17 protein-coding genes are annotated in these 16,439 nt (G+C 48.2%); 13 read left to right on the forward strand and 4 right to left on the reverse strand.

Annotated features, from left to right (window positions below):
* The first annotated feature begins 52 nt into the window (after positions 1–52).
* On the forward strand, positions 53–460 hold the full coding sequence (locus K4H25_RS02960) for a hypothetical protein (protein WP_182076189.1): 408 nt from the start codon (positions 53–55) through the stop codon (positions 458–460).
* Between the two features lie 194 nt (positions 461–654).
* Complete coding sequence (ahcY, locus tag K4H25_RS02965; protein WP_221021949.1) at positions 655–2,070, forward strand: adenosylhomocysteinase; 1,416 nt, start codon at positions 655–657, stop codon at positions 2,068–2,070.
* Between the two features lie 300 nt (positions 2,071–2,370).
* On the opposite strand, the gene K4H25_RS02970 is transcribed toward ahcY, so the two are convergent.
* The 3 genes from K4H25_RS02970 to rsmD all read right to left on the reverse strand — a co-directional run bounded on the left by K4H25_RS02970 (position 2,371) and on the right by rsmD (position 4,289).
* Complete coding sequence (locus K4H25_RS02970; protein ID WP_221021950.1) at positions 2,371–3,195, reverse strand: tetratricopeptide repeat protein; 825 nt, start codon at positions 3,193–3,195, stop codon at positions 2,371–2,373.
* 182 nt (positions 3,196–3,377) lie between these two features.
* On the reverse strand, positions 3,378–3,629 hold the full coding sequence (locus tag K4H25_RS02975) for a YfhL family 4Fe-4S dicluster ferredoxin (RefSeq protein WP_173532981.1): 252 nt from the start codon (positions 3,627–3,629) through the stop codon (positions 3,378–3,380).
* A 105-nt stretch (positions 3,630–3,734) separates the two neighbouring features.
* Positions 3,735–4,289 carry a 16S rRNA (guanine(966)-N(2))-methyltransferase RsmD gene (gene rsmD / locus K4H25_RS02980; RefSeq protein WP_221021951.1) on the reverse strand — a complete coding sequence of 185 codons (555 nt, stop codon included), beginning with the start codon at positions 4,287–4,289 and terminating at the stop codon, positions 3,735–3,737.
* Between the two features lie 67 nt (positions 4,290–4,356).
* Here rsmD and ftsY point away from each other — a divergent pair, with 67 nt between their 5' ends.
* The 4 genes from ftsY to rpoH all read left to right on the forward strand — a co-directional run bounded on the left by ftsY (position 4,357) and on the right by rpoH (position 8,408).
* Positions 4,357–5,580, forward strand: coding sequence for a signal recognition particle-docking protein FtsY (gene ftsY / locus K4H25_RS02985; protein ID WP_255587957.1), 1,224 nt, complete (start codon positions 4,357–4,359; stop codon positions 5,578–5,580).
* 206 nt (positions 5,581–5,786) lie between these two features.
* Positions 5,787–6,440, forward strand: coding sequence for a cell division ATP-binding protein FtsE (gene ftsE, locus K4H25_RS02990; protein WP_221021952.1), 654 nt, complete (start codon positions 5,787–5,789; stop codon positions 6,438–6,440).
* Positions 6,441–6,469: 29 nt separating this feature from the next.
* The gene (ftsX, locus tag K4H25_RS02995; RefSeq protein ID WP_221021953.1) at positions 6,470–7,372 is read left to right on the forward strand and encodes a permease-like cell division protein FtsX; all 903 of its coding nucleotides are present in this window, start codon (positions 6,470–6,472) and stop codon (positions 7,370–7,372) included.
* Between the two features lie 190 nt (positions 7,373–7,562).
* Positions 7,563–8,408 (forward strand): RNA polymerase sigma factor RpoH, encoded by an 846-nt coding sequence (gene rpoH, locus K4H25_RS03000; RefSeq protein WP_255587958.1) that lies wholly within the window; start codon positions 7,563–7,565, stop codon positions 8,406–8,408.
* A 73-nt stretch (positions 8,409–8,481) separates the two neighbouring features.
* Here the strand turns inward: rpoH and K4H25_RS17185 are convergent, their stop codons facing one another.
* Positions 8,482–8,652 carry a protein MIGRI gene (locus K4H25_RS17185; protein WP_445347054.1) on the reverse strand — a complete coding sequence of 57 codons (171 nt, stop codon included), beginning with the start codon at positions 8,650–8,652 and terminating at the stop codon, positions 8,482–8,484.
* A 337-nt stretch (positions 8,653–8,989) separates the two neighbouring features.
* Between K4H25_RS17185 and mraZ the strand changes: the two genes are divergently transcribed.
* Genes mraZ through mraY form a run of 7 tightly spaced genes read left to right on the forward strand, consistent with a single transcriptional unit; the run spans position 8,990 to position 16,438 of the window.
* The gene (mraZ, locus tag K4H25_RS03005) at positions 8,990–9,421 is read left to right on the forward strand and encodes a division/cell wall cluster transcriptional repressor MraZ (protein ID WP_173532986.1); all 432 of its coding nucleotides are present in this window, start codon (positions 8,990–8,992) and stop codon (positions 9,419–9,421) included.
* 5 nt (positions 9,422–9,426) lie between these two features.
* Positions 9,427–10,368, forward strand: coding sequence for a 16S rRNA (cytosine(1402)-N(4))-methyltransferase RsmH (gene rsmH, locus K4H25_RS03010; RefSeq protein WP_221022856.1), 942 nt, complete (start codon positions 9,427–9,429; stop codon positions 10,366–10,368).
* Positions 10,365–10,667 carry a cell division protein FtsL gene (gene ftsL / locus K4H25_RS03015; RefSeq protein ID WP_221021954.1) on the forward strand — a complete coding sequence of 101 codons (303 nt, stop codon included), beginning with the start codon at positions 10,365–10,367 and terminating at the stop codon, positions 10,665–10,667. The genes rsmH and ftsL overlap by 4 nt, the downstream gene beginning before the upstream one ends.
* Complete coding sequence (locus K4H25_RS03020) at positions 10,664–12,514, forward strand: peptidoglycan D,D-transpeptidase FtsI family protein (protein WP_221021955.1); 1,851 nt, start codon at positions 10,664–10,666, stop codon at positions 12,512–12,514. Before ftsL ends, K4H25_RS03020 begins: the two co-directional genes overlap by 4 nt.
* A complete protein-coding gene (locus tag K4H25_RS03025; protein ID WP_221021956.1) occupies positions 12,511–14,001 on the forward strand; it encodes a UDP-N-acetylmuramoyl-L-alanyl-D-glutamate--2,6-diaminopimelate ligase in 1,491 nt (496 codons plus the stop codon). The genes K4H25_RS03020 and K4H25_RS03025 overlap by 4 nt, the downstream gene beginning before the upstream one ends.
* Complete coding sequence (locus K4H25_RS03030) at positions 13,998–15,362, forward strand: UDP-N-acetylmuramoyl-tripeptide--D-alanyl-D-alanine ligase (protein WP_308443233.1); 1,365 nt, start codon at positions 13,998–14,000, stop codon at positions 15,360–15,362. The genes K4H25_RS03025 and K4H25_RS03030 overlap by 4 nt, the downstream gene beginning before the upstream one ends.
* A 2-nt stretch (positions 15,363–15,364) precedes the next feature.
* Positions 15,365–16,438 carry a phospho-N-acetylmuramoyl-pentapeptide-transferase gene (mraY, locus tag K4H25_RS03035; protein WP_445347055.1) on the forward strand — a complete coding sequence of 358 codons (1,074 nt, stop codon included), beginning with the start codon at positions 15,365–15,367 and terminating at the stop codon, positions 16,436–16,438.
* The last annotated feature ends 1 nt before the right edge of the window (position 16,439 follow it).

A 16,439-nucleotide genomic window follows, 5' to 3' on the forward strand; every position in this document is an offset into this window, starting at 1 on the left:
CTACCCATTGGGGCGAGTGCGGCTTCCTCTTTTTTTTGCTTGGAGTTTAGCGATGACCGTTATTGCGCGTTTAGTTCGTCCTGCTGAGTTAGCTGCTGTTAAAGCGTATGCCGATACTGCCCGACTGGGTGAGCCAAGCTTGGCTGATTTATTAGTTGTGGCTGAAAACGATGCTCGTTTTGTCGGATTAGTGCGCTTAAGCCACGAGCGTGGCGAGTTAATATTACATGGCTTACAAGCCGATCATCCCGAGGCTCCTGCATTGTTAATGCAAGATGCTTCTCGCTGGATTGCCCATCAAGCTTGCTGGGCACTGGCGCAAGCGGTGGATACCGCCCTCTTGGCTGAGCATGGTTTTATCGAGCCCAGCATCACATGTCCTGAATTTCTGCTAGAACTAAAAGCAAGTCGCGAAACTGGCGATTGTGCATTGCAAATCTTACATAGAGCTGCAAAATAGTCTGGTGTTTCTACTGCCATCTCGACTTCATACCTGCTGTTATTTGGGTGTACCCATTAACCTAAGCAGGTCGGTTGTCGGTTTTTCGGCTGCTGCAGCTTGATATACTGTAATGGTATCGTGATGTAGGCCTTTATTTATAAAGGCTGCATAGCTATACCTTGGATTTGCTTTTATTTCTAAAAGGAAAACCAATGACTCAGTTTACCGATTTTAAAGTGGCCGATTTATCGCTAGCAGCATGGGGTCGTAAAGAGCTCACCATTGCCGAAACCGAAATGCCGGGTTTAATGGCGGTGCGAGATGAATATCGGGCTCAGCAACCGCTTCAAGGCGCGCGAATTGCGGGCTCTTTACATATGACGATTCAAACTGGCGTATTGATTGAAGCCTTGCAAGCATTGGGGGCGAAGGTACGCTGGGCGTCTTGTAATATTTTCTCCACCCAAGATCATGCTGCGGCCGCTATTGCGGCGACCGATACGCCGGTATTTGCTTTTAAAGGTGAATCGCTCAGTGAGTATTGGCAATTTACTCATGAAATTTTTGATTGGCCTAACGATGCCAATGGCCAGCCACAATACGCCAATATGATATTGGATGATGGTGGTGACGCCACTTTGTTATTGCATTTGGGCGCACGTGCCGAAAGTGATCTGAGTGTTGTCAGCCAGCCGAGTAATGCAGAAGAAACTGTCCTCTACACCGCAATTAAAGAAAAAATTAAGCGAGATCCAAAATGGTATTCAACGCGTTTGGCGGCAATTCGCGGTGTTACTGAAGAAACCACCACCGGCGTGCATCGCTTGTATCAAATGCATGAGCAAGGCAAATTGGCTTTTCCTGCGATCAATGTCAACGACTCAGTAACCAAATCCAAATTTGATAATCTGTATGGCTGCCGAGAGTCCTTAGTCGACTCGATCAAGCGCGCGACCGATGTGATGGTGGCCGGTAAAGTGGCCTTGGTGCTGGGCTATGGCGATGTAGGCAAAGGTTGCGCGCAGTCGTTACGCGGCCTCGGGGCAACGGTGATGATTACCGAGATTGACCCAATTTGTGCATTACAAGCGGCGATGGAAGGGTATCGCGTGGTGACTTTGGCTGATGTGGCGGATCAAGTGGATATTTTTGTCACGACGACGGGCAATGTCAGCGTGATTGCCCATGCCGATTTACTGCGCATGCGGCACAACGCCATTGTTTGCAATATCGGTCATTTTGATTCTGAAATTGAAGTGGCCAGTTTGCGTCAATACGAATGGGACAATATCAAGCCACAAGTGGATCATGTGGTGTTTCCGGATGGGAAGCGCATCATCTTATTGGCGGAAGGCCGCTTAGTGAATTTGGGCTGTGGTACTGGTCACCCTTCATTTGTGATGAGTAATTCTTTTGCCAATCAAGTCTTGGCGCAAATCGAGCTATTCACCAAATTGGCGCAATATCCAGTTGGGGTGTATGTATTGCCCAAGCATTTGGATGAAATGGTTGCGCGTTTACATCTTAAGAAAATTGGCGCCAAACTGACTGTTTTAACCGATGAGCAGGCGGCGTACATCAATGTGCCGAAAGAAGGGCCTTATAAATCCGCGCATTATCGCTATTAAAACGCGCTTAACAATCAGGCGACGCTGCGTTGCCTGATGCTGTTAATGTGTGTGGTGATTGCCTGAGTTTGGGGTAGTTTCAAGTTGCTCGACTTGCAGTAGCAAAGCCTTTAATTTATTGCTACTGAGTTGCTGGCGCAGGTTGCAGCTTTTTATTTCTTCATAAATGGCAAAGTGTTGTTGCCAATGCGTAAATTCCAAATCGGTTTGGCCGCTGGCGGCGTAGCTTTTAGCTAAACCGGCATGCGCTAGTTGGACTAGATATTTTGCTGGGATTTCGGTCGCGGTATCGAGCGCCTGCTACATAAAATATTGGCTGGCATGCATTTGCTGTTGTTCTAAATGCAACTCGCCCAGCGCAATCATATTGACGACTTTTCCCCAGTGATTACAACTGCGTGCGTTGAGTGCGAGTGCTCGCTCTAACTGCCGCTTAGCTAAGTCTTGTTGGCCAGCTTTGCGTAATAAATGCGCGCGATAGTAGTGTAGTTCGGGCTCAAATTCACAAAACGGTAGGTCAACTAACAGCGTTTGGGCTCGATCGAGCGCTAATTGCGCGGCAGTATCGTGGCCCAAATGTAAGTGGGCGGCGGCAACATTGATGTGATGGCAAATATGCAGGTTTTTGTCGTTAATTTGCGTCAGTAGCGGTGCTACTTTTAAGTGCGTGGCAAGACTACTTTCTAAATCTTCACTAATAAAAAATAGTTTTCCCAGTCCGATATAGGCCCGAGCAATGCCTTCTGGCCATTGTTGGGCTAGTGAGCGCTTTAACAGCTGCAACCATAAATCCATGGCTTTGGCGTAGTTGGCGATGTCATAGGCGACATCAGCGTGGCAATCGATGGCGGCAAGCCAGCTTTCATCATCGGCATTGTGCACTGCTAGCTGAGTCGCGACTTCGGCCATGTGTTCTCGCACGCCTTCAGCTACGCTGGGTGTCGCACGAAAAGCCAAGGCAATGAGTAAAGCCGCCTGTGTTTCAGCGCGAGCATCGTTAATGCTTTGGGCACGAAAAGTAATGAATTGGGCTAATCGAAGGGTTTCGACGGGGTCGGTATACACCAGGGCACGTGCAATGAGTAACATTTGCTCGATTTCGGCACGCAAATCATAAAAACCCATTCTGTTCTCCTGCTGCCTAAAACCGCTGCGGCATAAGTACAGGGTTGTGCATCGTTAAGCAAAAAAATAAGCAAAAATTGTCTTACGTGATGATTAGCAGCGGGGTTGATCCGCTGAAATTTTGCGCATCATATCGCAAATAAAAAGCGGGCCTAAGCCCGCTGATCTGAATTTATTACTATTTAGGCTTGACCTGAAATAATCAAATATTTGGCTTGAAGCTCTTCTTTGCTTTCTTTGTGTTCTGGATCGAGTGGGATACAGTCAACTGGGCAAACTTGTTGGCATTGTGGCTCATCGTAATGGCCAACACACTCGGTACATAGATTAGGGTCGATGACATAAATCTCTTCACCTTGTGAAATGGCGCTATTTGGGCATTCCGGTTCACAAACATCACAGTTAATGCATTCGTCGGTAATAATAAGTGCCATGATTGACAATTCCTTAGTAAAATAGTCAAGTATTCGATATGTGGGGATTTTCCCACTTTCGGGCCTAAGTCACAACCCTAAGTGTTTTGAGTGGGAAAAAGTATCTTATTGGCCTGATGCACGGCACAATAATGCATATTTGACCGTGCCTGCTTTGCCTTCGCGCAAAATCTCCCAATCGCTGAGCTCTGGCCATTGGGCGCATTCGATATACACCCGTGCTGTAGGGCTAAGATGTTTGGCAATTTGCGGCAAAATTTCATCGAGCAAAGTGCTGGCAAATGGAGGATCTAGTAAGACCAGATCAAACTGTTCTTGGCATCGGCTGAGGTAATGCTCGGCAGTACTGCAAATAATCTCAATTTGATTGGCAGCGAGTAAAGCTTGATTGCTTTTGAGTGCCGCAACAACGGGTCTTGCTGCTTCGATCATGACTACTTTTTTGGCCCAGCGTGAAGCCGCTTCAAAACCGAGCGCGCCACTGCCGGAAAAAAGATCCAGACAAACCATGCCGGTGCAATCTTGGCCTAACCAGTTAAATAGCGTTTCACGAACCCGATCAGGTGTCGGACGTAACGCCAATGAGTCCGGAAATTTTAAAATTCGGCTTTTATATTGTCCACCAATCACACGAACCTGATTTTTATGCTGTGCTGACATTGCCGCTCCGCGTTAAAATCTAAATAATCAACCATTTTCCTCGATTTGTAGGATAGCCGCCAACGTCATGTTTAGTTTTTTTAAGAAAAAGAAGCCGCCAGAGGCGCAAATTGTCGCAGAAGTTGCGCCAGAAACCCTAGTTACAGTGGTTGAAACTGAGCCGCTCGCTCCAGTCTCTCTACCTGAAACCCCCGCCATCGTTGAGCCGATCGTAAAAATTGAACCGATTGAGCCAGTTGTTACTGCAACTGAGATCAAGCCTGCGCCAGTTGTGCCGATTGAGTCGGCGATTGAACCCTTGATTACCCAAGAAGCTGAGCCTGTGCCGCATGCTGATGCATTTGTACCGCCAGCCGATTTAGCTCAACCACAAGAACGGCCTAAATTATCTTGGACTGAACGCTTGAAAATGGGTTTGGCAAAAACTCGCGATAAATTAGGCAAAAGCTTAGCCAGTATTTTTGGTGGTGGCCAAATTGATGACGAGCTTTACGAGGAGCTTGAAACCGTATTGTTGACCGCCGATATGGGCGTTGATGCCACTCAGCATTTATTAAAAGATGTTCGAGAGCGGGTGTCACTACGTGGTTTAAAAGATTCGGGTGAGCTTAAAGATGCGCTGAAACTCAGTCTGACTGATTTGATCAAACCGCTAGAAATCCCTTTGGATGTATCGGGCCACAAGCCATTTATTCTGATGGTGGCTGGCGTTAACGGTGCAGGTAAAACCACCAGCATCGGCAAGTTAGCTAAATACTTCCAATCGCAAAATTTATCGGTGCTGCTGGCTGCTGGGGATACATTCCGGGCTGCGGCGCGTGAGCAATTGGTGGTTTGGGGCGAACGTAACGGCGTGCAAGTGATTGCGCAAGCGTCGGGTGATGCCGCAGCGGTTGCTTTTGATGCAGTGAACGCTGCCAAAGCTCGTGGTATCGATGTGGTGATTGTCGACACGGCAGGGCGTTTGCCAACGCAATTGCACCTGATGGAAGAAATCAAAAAAGTAAAACGCGTGGTGCAAAAAGCCGACCCCACTGGGCCACATGAAGTTTTGCTGGTGCTGGACGCCAATACGGGGCAAAACGCTTTGGCGCAAGTTAAATCGTTTGACGACGCTTTGGGCTTAACCGGTTTAGTGCTGACTAAGCTCGACGGTACCGCTAAAGGTGGCGTGATTGCCGCGATTGCTAAAAATCGCCCAGTACCGCTGCGCTTTATCGGTGTAGGTGAGTCGATTGATGATTTACGCCCATTTGTGGCAAAAGATTATATCGATGCCTTGTTTGAATAAGTGGGTATTTGCGTAGAGGCTTTTTTGAATAAGCCTTATGTGCACATACCCATACACTCTGTGATTTCGTTGATGCAGAGGCCTCGCTTTGATTTCATCCTGGAATGTATTCAGACGATTGCTCGTTGTAGAACGAGCAATCTTCGGGTAATGAATCAGTGGCCACAAGTCGCTTGGGTGGCTCGTTTTGAGAATGAAGGATTCTAATGATTCAATTTCAACAAGTTAGTAAAAGCTATCCCGGTGGCTTTGATGCCATCAAAAATCTAAGTTTTGAAGTGCCCGATGGCGAGCTGGTGTTTTTAGCGGGACATTCTGGGGCGGGTAAATCGACTTTACTCAAATTAATGGCGGGGATCGAAAAACCCAGTAGCGGCGCGGTGCTGCTCAATGGGCAAAATTTAGCGCGGATGAGTCGTGCTTCTTTGCCGTTTGTGCGCCGGCATATTGGGCTGATTTTTCAAGATCATAAAATTTTATATGATCGCAATGTGTTTGATAACGTGCGCCTACCGCTGGATATTATTGGCTTCGATCATATGGAGGGTCGCCGTCGTGTATTGGCGGCGCTGGATAAAGTCGGTTTGGCGGGCAAAGAAAAGCTCAATCCTATTTCGCTATCGGGCGGTGAACAGCAGCGCCTGTGTATTGCGCGAGCAGTGGTGCATCGGCCGTCGATTTTGTTGGCCGACGAGCCAACGGCAAATCTGGATAGTGATTATGCGCATGATATTTTGGAATTGTTTAAATCCTTCCATCAAGTCGGTGTAACGATTTTGATTTCGGCGCACGATGAATCGTTAATGGCCGATTATGGTCGGCGTATTTTGCGTTTAAAACATGGGCAGTTTTGCGCTTAAACACAGCAAAGTTGAGCTAAGGAAAAATAATGAAAAATTGGTTTCGCCTGCATCTATTGGCACTAACACGCACGATTGGTAGCTTGTTTCGCCACCCGCTAGGTAGCCTGCTGAATTTATTGGTGATTGGGATTACAACCGCACTGCCACTGGCGCTTTGGACTTTGATTATGAGCGTTTCGCAAATTAGCGATCAAGTGTCTGTTGAACCGCAAATTTCTATTTTTTTGCGGCACAGTGCCACGGTTGAAGACGTGAAGGGCTTGCAAGCGACATTAAAAGCCGATGCGCGTTGGGCTAAAGTTGAGTTTATTCCGAAAGCCAATGCATTGGCGGCCTTGCAAACGAGCCTAGGCACAACGGATTTAACCGCTGGATTAGCCGACAACCCATTGCCAGACGCTTTTGTTTTGCAAGCAAAAGAAAATGATCCGGCAGGTTTAGAAGCCTTAAAGAAAGAACTTTCGTCGATTGTGATCGTCGAAGAAGTGCAGTTAGACTCTGATTGGGCCAAACGTTTGGCACGGATTACCGATTTAGGACGAGCTATTTTTGAAGTTCTGGCATGCTTGTTGGCGCTGGCCTTGGTGCTGATCACGGGCAATGCCATCCGGATGCAAATCCTAACGCGCCGTGATGAAATTGAAGTCGCCAAACTGATTGGTGCAACTGATTCATTTATTCGCCGCCCCTTTATGCATGCGGCCTTGGTACAAGGGCTGCTCGGTGGTGGGGTTGCCGTATTGATTGTGTGGGGCTTGGTGGCGTATGTAAATCCAACCGTGATCGAATTGGCGAGCGCTTATGGTCAATCGTTAAGTTTGTTGGCGCCAGACCTTCTAACCACGGTGGTGGTTTGTCTAGCAAGCGCATTTTTGTGTTTGATAGGGGCTAGTTTGGCGGTGTCGCGATATTTATATCAATTTCGTTAAATGCCGCTAAGCAGATTGCTTAAGACTATGACTTGAATAGTAATAATTACCGTGCACAATGCGATCTGCATGTGATTGAATATAAATCCTGATTTGAAGCAAATTAGCACTCTGCGTGTTTGAGTGCTAATATTTTATGCTACAGTCAGCTTTGTTGTTACGACAGGAGATTCAAGCGATGGGCAATGCGATGACACTTTCAACATTATCGATTGGCGATAGTATTGAACGTTATATTCAGCGCGTTAATGCGGTACCTATGCTGTCACCTCAAGAAGAGCACGATTTGGCGACACGCCACCAAGAAAGTGGTGATGTGGAGGCTGCGCGTCAGCTTGTGATGTCCCACTTGCGCGTCGTCGTTTCGATCGCGCGAGGTTATAGTGGCTATGGTTTACCACAAGCTGATTTGATTCAAGAAGGTAATATTGGTTTAATGAAAGCGGTGAAACGCTTTGAAGCCACACGTGGTGTGCGCTTGTATTCGTTTGCAGTGCATTGGATTAAAGCTGAAATCCATGAGTATATTTTACGCAATTGGCGCTTAGTGCGGATTGCGACGACTAAAGCGCAGCGTAAATTGTTTTTTAATCTGCGCTCAATGAAAACTAGCTTTGCGGCGTTAACGCATAAGCAAGCGCAAGAAATCGCGGATGATTTAGGCGTTAAGCCCGAAGAAGTCCTTGAGATGGAAACGCGCATGACCGGTCAAGATATTGCACTGGTGGCTGATGATAGTGATGATGATGGCTATGCGCCGATTGATTGGTTGGCTGACAGCCATAATGAGCCGACTGCCGCGATGGGCAGAATTGCGACCGATCATTTGCAATCAAGTGGGATTTCAGAGGCTTTGGATGGTTTAGATGAGCGTAGTCGCCGCATTATTGAGGCACGCTGGTTGACCGATGAGGGTGAATCATTGACTTTGCATGATTTAGCCGCAGAGTTTAAAGTTTCGGCCGAGCGAATTCGGCAGATCGAGACTAAAGCGTTGCAAAAAATGAAGCAAGCTTTGTTGCCAGCAACGGTTTAAATCAAACCAGCATAAAAAATGAGCGCCTAGGGCGCTCTTTTTTATTGCTGCTAGCTATGTTTTGTATTACACCTTATGCGCGAAAAAAATGCCAAGTGATGGCAATTATGCTGGCCACAATCAGGGTTGCAGCGCTAATTTTACTGATTCGATGCAATTCTTTGCGCTGTGCAGGATGAATGGCACGCCATGCAAAGTGGGCCATGATCAAAATTAAGCACAGATAAAAGAGCTTGCTGCTCATGATTGAGAGTACACGGGATGTCCGGTGGTCGGGATGTTGCGATTGAGTTTTGTCTTATATTCTTACAAAACTTAATGTATCACTTTAGATTTCGATTGTTTCATGCTTATTTTTAAGACTTTTATGAATTAAAAACATTTTTAACTAAGTTATTGTATCAAAAGATAAAAAAACTGGCGCAACTTGTGTCAGTTTTTTTTTTGCTCTATAGTGGGTTTCAGTGGGGTAAAGTGGGTAAAAGTGTATTTTTATAGTCATTTTTTCGCTAAAATTGCACCGCGCGTAGATTGATCGATTTTTTGATCTCGTTAGCGAACAAACAGGGGCGTCTGCATACATGTTGGGTGGTGTGTCATCTCTTTCATTGGACAGTAAAGGGCGCTTAGCGATGCCAGCTAAGTACCGTGCTTTATTGTGCGCTGAAGGGCGACTAGTGATCACCATTGACCCAGCTGGCTGTGTGTTGATTTACCCTGAGGCGCAATGGATACCTGTTCGAGATCAGCTCAATACTTTATCTGGCTCAAAAATGTCTGTGCGTCGTTTAATCGTCGGTCACGCTGAAGAAATCGAAATGGATACAGCGGGCCGTATTTTAATCCCTGCGACTTTAAGGCAACGCGCGCAACTGAATAAGGCGGTTGCTTTGGTTGGCATGGGAAATAAATTCGAATTGTGGGATGAAGCTAAATGGAATGCCGTAACGGATTCTGTGATGGCGATGGATCCGCATGAATTAGAAAACAATATGGAAGGAATCGTGCTTTGAGTGAAGTGGTTGGAACAAACTTCGTGCATTGCACGGTATTGCTCAATGAGGCAGTGGATGCGTTAGCGATCCAGCCTGATGGCACTTATGTGGATTGCACGTTTGGCCGTGGTGGTCATTCTCGATTGATTTTGTCCAAATTAGGACCCAATGGTCGCTTAATCGCATTTGATAAAGATTTATATGCGATTGCCGAAGCAGCAACGATTACAGATCCTCGTTTCACGATTGTGCACGAGGGCTTTGTCACGTTGGCTGAATCTCTTGCCCGGCTCGGGATCGAAAAAATAGATGGTTTATTGATGGATTTAGGCGTGTCCTCACCACAATTGGATGATGGCGCGCGCGGATTTAGCTTTAGATTTGATGCGCCCTTGGATATGCGTATGGATACGACCCGAGGGCAAACAGCGGCTGAATGGCTCAATTTGGCCGAAGAAAAAGATATTGCAGAGGTGGTAAAAGATTATGGCGAAGAACGGTTTGCTAGGCAGGTTGCAGCAGCGATTGTTACGCGTAGGGCAAGCAAACCTTTTGCTACAACAGGAGAACTTTCCGAGGTCGTGGCAACGGCTGTCCGCACCCGTGAGCCGGGCCAGAACCCGGCGACGCGTACCTTCCAAGCTATACGGATTTACATCAATCGTGAGCTTGAGGAATTGTCGCTAGCACTACCCCAAGCATTGCGCTTGCTAAAAACCGGTGGGCGATTATCCGTGATTGCATTTCACTCGCTGGAAGATCGCATCGTAAAACGGTTTATTCAAGACGCGGCTAAGGGGGATCATCTGCCTTCGCGTCTGCCGGTGCGAGCCAGTGAAATTGCCGCTGCGCCATTGCAGATCCTCGGTAAGCCAATCCGAGCATCAGAAATCGAAATTAAAGCCAACCCTCGTGCGCGCAGTGCGATTTTGCGGGTTGCAGCACGTACAGCGGGGCCTTTGTGACGCGTTTAAATATGTTTTTGTTGGCGGTTTTAGTGATTTGCGCTTTAGCGGTGATCACCAGTCGGCATAAGTCGCGAAAACTATTTATTGAATTGCAAAAAGAAGACGTACTGACTCGTAAGCTCGACGTTGAGTGGGGACAGTTACAACTAGAGCAAAGCACTTGGGCGATGCACTCTCGCATCGAACAAGAGGCTGGACACACTTTGGAAATGCAAGTGGCACCATCGAATCGCACTCAGGTCATTTTGGAGCACGGTGAACTCGTGAAGCAACCTGAGGTTAAAGATCTGCAATGATAACAGCGGGAAAAACGGCGGCTAGCCGTCGTCGACCAAAGTATGCCGTAATCCCAAAGTTAGAGCGTTGGCGGGTTTGGACGGTACTCGGCGGTTTGATGGTGTTGTTTGCCGCCTTACTCGGTCGTGCCTTGTATTTGCAAGTATGGAATGAAGGTTTTTTACAAGACCAAGGTGATGCACGCTATCGTCGGGTGTTAAAACTAGAAGCCAATCGCGGCATGATCACCGACCGCAATGGTGAACCGTTGGCGATTTCAACGCCGGTTCAGTCGATTTGGATGAGCCCACGCAGCATGCTGATTTTGCCGGTAGGGCAGCAGCGTGCCGAAGATTGGAAGCCCGCGAACGACGATGAGCTGATGCCGTTGTCGCTGGACGAAGTTAAAAAATTAGAAACGCATTTGCAATTAAAGTCGGGAGAGCTGTTAACAAAATTGACCGCATCACGAAAAAACTCGCAAGGCAAAGAAATAAAATCAGATTTTCTGTGGGTGAAACGGCATATCTCACCTGCGGATGCAAAAAAGCTGATGGCGATGAAAATCCCCGGAGTGTATTCGCAAACTGAATATCGCCGTTACTACCCGGCGGGCGAAGTGATGGCCCATATTGTCGGTTTTACCGATATTGATGGCAAAGGGCAGGAAGGTTTTGAGTTAACACGAGAAAAAATGCTGGCGGGTAAGCCGGGCTCTCGCACCGTGATTCGAGATCGTCGTGGCTACATTGTTGAAGACGTTTCAACGATTGTGCCGCCGCAAGAAGGGCAAACATTGCAGTTGTCGATTGATCGACGAATTCAATATTTGGCTTACCGCGAGCTTAAAAATATGGTGGATAGCTCCGGTGCAGTGGGTGGGGCGATTGTGGTGCTGGATGCGAAAACTGGAGAAGTTTTGGCATTGGCTAATGCGCCGTCTTACAACCCCAATAGCCGTGCTCGAGTTGACCCAGCGTATAAACGCAATCGCGCGCTAACTGATTTGTATGAGCCTGGCTCGACGATGAAAGCGATGACGGTGGCGATGGCGCTTGATGCCGGCAAAGTCACACCGCAGACCATTATTCAAACTGGCGGTGGCACGATGGCCATCGGCCCGAATATGGTCAAGGACGATCATGCGGTGGGCGCGGCAACGGTGGAAACCATTATGCAAAAATCATCTAACGTCGGCATGACGAAGATGGCATTGATGATGGATCGTGAGTCGAAGTGGAATTTTTATAAAGATGTTGGTTTTGGTGAAGTGCCGCATACCGGATTCCCGGGTGAAGCTGCTGGCCGGATCCGCCCTTGGAAAAACTGGCGACCGATTGAAGAGGCCACGATGTCTTTTGGCTACGGGATGTCAGTGAGCTTAATGCAAATGGCGCGCTCGTATCAGCTCTTTGCTGGCAACGGTGAAATTCATCCGGTGACATTTACAAAATTGGTCGCGCCAGCACCGGGCAAGCAAGTGGTTTCTGCCAAGACAGCAGAACAAGTTCGCAAGATGCTGGAGATGGTGACCTTGCCCGGCGGAACAGCAACTCGGGCGCAAGTGGTGGGCTATAGAGTGGGCGGTAAAACGGGTACGGCAAAAAAATTAGTCGATGGTAAGTATTCAGATACGGCGCGTGTTGGTTCTTTTGTCGGTTTAGCCCCTATTTCAAATCCACGTTTAATCGTGGCAGTGATGGTCGACGAGCCATCATTTGCAATGCGTTACGGTGGTTTAGTTGCCGCACCGATTTTTAGTAATGTGGTTGCTGGGAGTTTGCGCTTGTTGGGTGTTCCGCCTGATGCGCCAACGACCAATATTTTCTTACCCAATACCGAAGCCGAAGTAAAGGAAGAAACATGAAGCCTGCGAGTTGGGAATTGCCTGCTTTTGATTTAGCTGCGCTGATTGAATTACAGTCTGGTCGCCCTTTGGTGGCCGATAGCCGACAAGTACAAGCTGGCGATGTATTTATGGCCTTTCGTGGCGAATATGTCGATGGTCGAAAGTTTATTGCCGATGCGCTAGCCAAAGGCGCCGCAGCAGTGATTTGGGAAGCTGAGGATTTTGTGTGGAATCGGGCATGGGATGTACCTAATTTAGCTGTGCCAGCACTACGCTATCAAGCGGGTATCGTGGCCTGTGCGCTATTGGGTAACGATTCTGGGCTTATGCCTATAGTCGGTATCACAGGAACCAATGGTAAAACCTCGATTGCCAATTGGTTGGCACAAGCTTTTGATTTATTGGGCAATAAAACCGGCGTCTTAGGCACTTTGGGAAATGGTTTTGTGAGCGACTTAGTCGCCTCAACCCATACCACCTTAGATCCTTTGGCCTTACAAGGCTGGTTAGCCAAATTTAAAGCCAATGGTGCAACGCATGTGGCGATGGAAGTTTCTTCACACGGCTTAGATCAGGGGCGGGCACATGGCGTGCCGTTTAAGACCGCCGTTTTTACCAATCTAACTCGCGATCACTTGGACTATCACGGCACCATGGCTGCATACGCCACCGCCAAAGCCAAATTATTCCAGTGGGATGGTTTACAAGCTGCCGTTATCAATGCTGACGATGCCTTTGGCCGTGAGTTGATTGAATTTACCACTGCCCCCAAAGTGTATGGCTATGGGTTTGAGCACGGTAATTTGCGCGTTAAGCATTTTGAATCCTCTCTTGATGGTATTTCTTTGGTCGTCGATACGCCGCTTGGTGTTGGCGCGATTAATTCGCCGCTATTAGGACGCTTTAATGTCAGCAATTTGCTGGCTTGCTTAGGGGTCTTACTGGCCGATGGCGTGGCACTGGATGATGCCTGCCGCGTGCTCGGTCAAATTCGTTCGGCTCCTGGGCGGATGCAATGCTTGGGTGGGTCGGGCAAGCCTTTGGTGGTGGTCGATTACGCACATACGCCAGATGCTTTAGAAAAAGCACTACTCACTTTGCGTGAAGTGATGCCGCAAGGCGCGCGCTTATATTGTGTGTTTGGTTGCGGTGGCGATAGAGACAATGGCAAGCGCCCATTAATGGGGGAGATTGCTTGTCGTTTGGCGGACTCAGTGGTGATTACCAGTGATAACCCGCGCAGCGAAAAACCGCAGGCGATTATTCAGCAAATTATTGCTGGCGTAGAAGGTGTGCCAGGTAATGGCGAAGCCAACTATGCGATTGAATCGGATCGTGGTTTTGCAATTACGGACACCATTGATATGGCCGGTCCTAACGATGTGATTTTAGTGGCCGGTAAGGGGCATGAAACCTACCAAGAAATCGATGGCGTGCGGCAACATTTTGATGATGTCGAAGTGGCTAGCCAAGCGCTCGCCAAAAAAGTAATAAGGAAGTCATGATGTTGAATTTGCAGGAAACCGCGCAAGTGCTTAATGGCCGTCTTTCGGGGGGCCCCGAATTGGTCTTTAGCCGTGTGACGACTGATAGTCGTGACATTCGCGCCGGTGATTTATTTGTCGCTTTAAAAGGCGAGCGTTTTGACGCGCATGATTTTGTTGAGCAAGCTTTGGCGCAAGGCGCGGTAGCCGCCCTCGTTGAAAAAGACGGTAGCGGTAACCGGATTGTGGTGGCGGACACTTTACAAGCACTGGGACAATTGGCAAGGTATTGGCGTGCAAAGCACGCCGACATTAAGCTAGCGGCTATTACTGGCAGTAATGGCAAAACAAGCCTCAAAGAAATGTTGGCCAGTATTTTGGCTAAGCATGTCGGTGACGCCAGCAAAGTACACGCAACCAAAGGCAATTTAAACAACCATATTGGCTTGCCATTGACGGTGCTAGGGCTCAATGCTCAGCATCGTTTTGTCGTTGCTGAAATGGGTATGAATCATTTTGGTGAGATTGACTACCTAACGCGCATTGCCTGCCCTGACGTAGCGGTCGTCAATAATGCGGGCGCGGCCCATTTAGAAGCCTTGGGCTCGGTGGCGGGTGTGGCTCAAGCCAAAGGTGAAATTTTTGCCGGTTTAGTCGCCGATGGCGTGGCCATTATTAATCACGATGATGAATTTGCTGGTTTGTGGCGGCAATTAGCGGGCGAGCATCAATGTGTGTCGTTTGGATTGCAAGACGCAGAAATCACTGCCGAGCAGATTGAATTGGGCGCATTGGGCAGTCAGTTTCAATTGCTCACACCATTAGGTTCGGCATCAGTGCAGTTAGCGGTTCCGGGCTTACACAATGTGCGTAATGCACTGGCCGCAGCGGCTACGGCGCTGGCAATGCAAGTGCCTTTGGCCGATATTGCTGCCGGTCTTTCGGCATGGCAAGGGGTAAAAGGGCGTTTACAAGCCAAAAAAGCTGCCAATGGCGCGCAAATTTTGGACGATAGCTATAACGCCAATCCAGATTCTATGCGGGCGGCGATTGATGTTTTGGCGGCGATGGGGGCAAAACGTAGCGTTTTGGTGTTGGGGGATATGGGCGAAGTGGGCGCGGATGCCGCCGAGCAACATGCTTTGATTGGCGCTTATGCGCAGCAACAAGGCATAGCCGCTTTATTCGCCGTGGGTGAACACATGGTGCATGCCGTGGGCGCTTTTGGTGAGCGCGGTCAGCATTTTGCCAGTAAAGCGCAATTGTTGGCGAGTTTGCGTGCCGTATTAACACCCGAATCGATGGTGTTGGTGAAAGGATCGCGCTTTATGCGCATGGAAGACGTTGTTAACGAATTAGAAGGAGCACAGCCATGTTGCTGATGTTGATGCAATGGCTCGGCGAATCAGTTCGTGCCTTTAATGTATTTAATTACCTCACTTTACGCGCCGTATTGGCGACGATTACTGCGCTAACGATTTCATGGACTTTAGGTCCATGGGTGATTCGCAAATTGACCGAGATGAAAGTCGGTCAAGCCGTTCGTGATGACGGCCCGCAAACGCATTTAATCAAAGCCGGTACGCCGACGATGGGCGGCACCTTGATTTTGCTGTCGATTGGCTTGACCACCTTATTGTGGGGTGACTTAGGCAATAAATACATTTGGCTGGTGCTGGTGGTGACCTTGGCCACCGGCATTATTGGTTTTGTGGATGATTATAAAAAAGTTGCACTGAAAAACCCGAAAGGCTTATCTGCCAAAGCCAAGATGTTTTGGCAGTCAGCGATTGCCATTGGTGCCGGTTTATTTTTGGTGAATTTTGGTAATGACGCGGCAACGACGGGTTTTATTGTGCCGTTTTATAAAGAAATTTTGTATCCATTTGGTGCCATTGGCTTTTGTATTCTGACTTATTTTGTCATTGTTGGCACCAGTAATGCCGTCAATCTCACCGATGGTTTGGATGGCTTGGCGATTATGCCGACAGTACTGATTGCTGGCGCTTTTTGTATTTTTGCCTACGTGGCAGGGAATGCAAAATTTGCAGTTTATTTGGGGGTGCCGCATGTACCCGGTGCTGGCGAATTAGTGGTGTTTTGTGCGGCAATGGCCGGTGCAGGCCTTGGCTTTTTGTGGTTTAACGCCTATCCCGCCGAAGTCTTTATGGGCGACGTTGGCGCTTTGGCGCTCGGCGCCGGCCTTGGTATGGTCGCGGTGATTGTGCGGCAAGAAATTGTGCTGTTGATTATGGGCGGTGTGTTTGTGGTTGAAGCGCTGTCGGTGATGATTCAAGTTGCTAGCTTTAAAACTCGCGGAAAACGCGTGTTTCGCATGGCGCCATTGCACCATCATTACGAATTAAAAGGCTGGAAAGAAACTCAAGTGGTGGTCCGTTTCTGGATTATTACCATGCTCTTGGTCTTGGTTGGCTTGGCCACCTTGAAATTACGGTAAG

This window comes from Deefgea piscis (assembly GCF_019665785.1).
Taxonomy (GTDB): Bacteria; Pseudomonadota; Gammaproteobacteria; order Burkholderiales; family Chitinibacteraceae; genus Deefgea.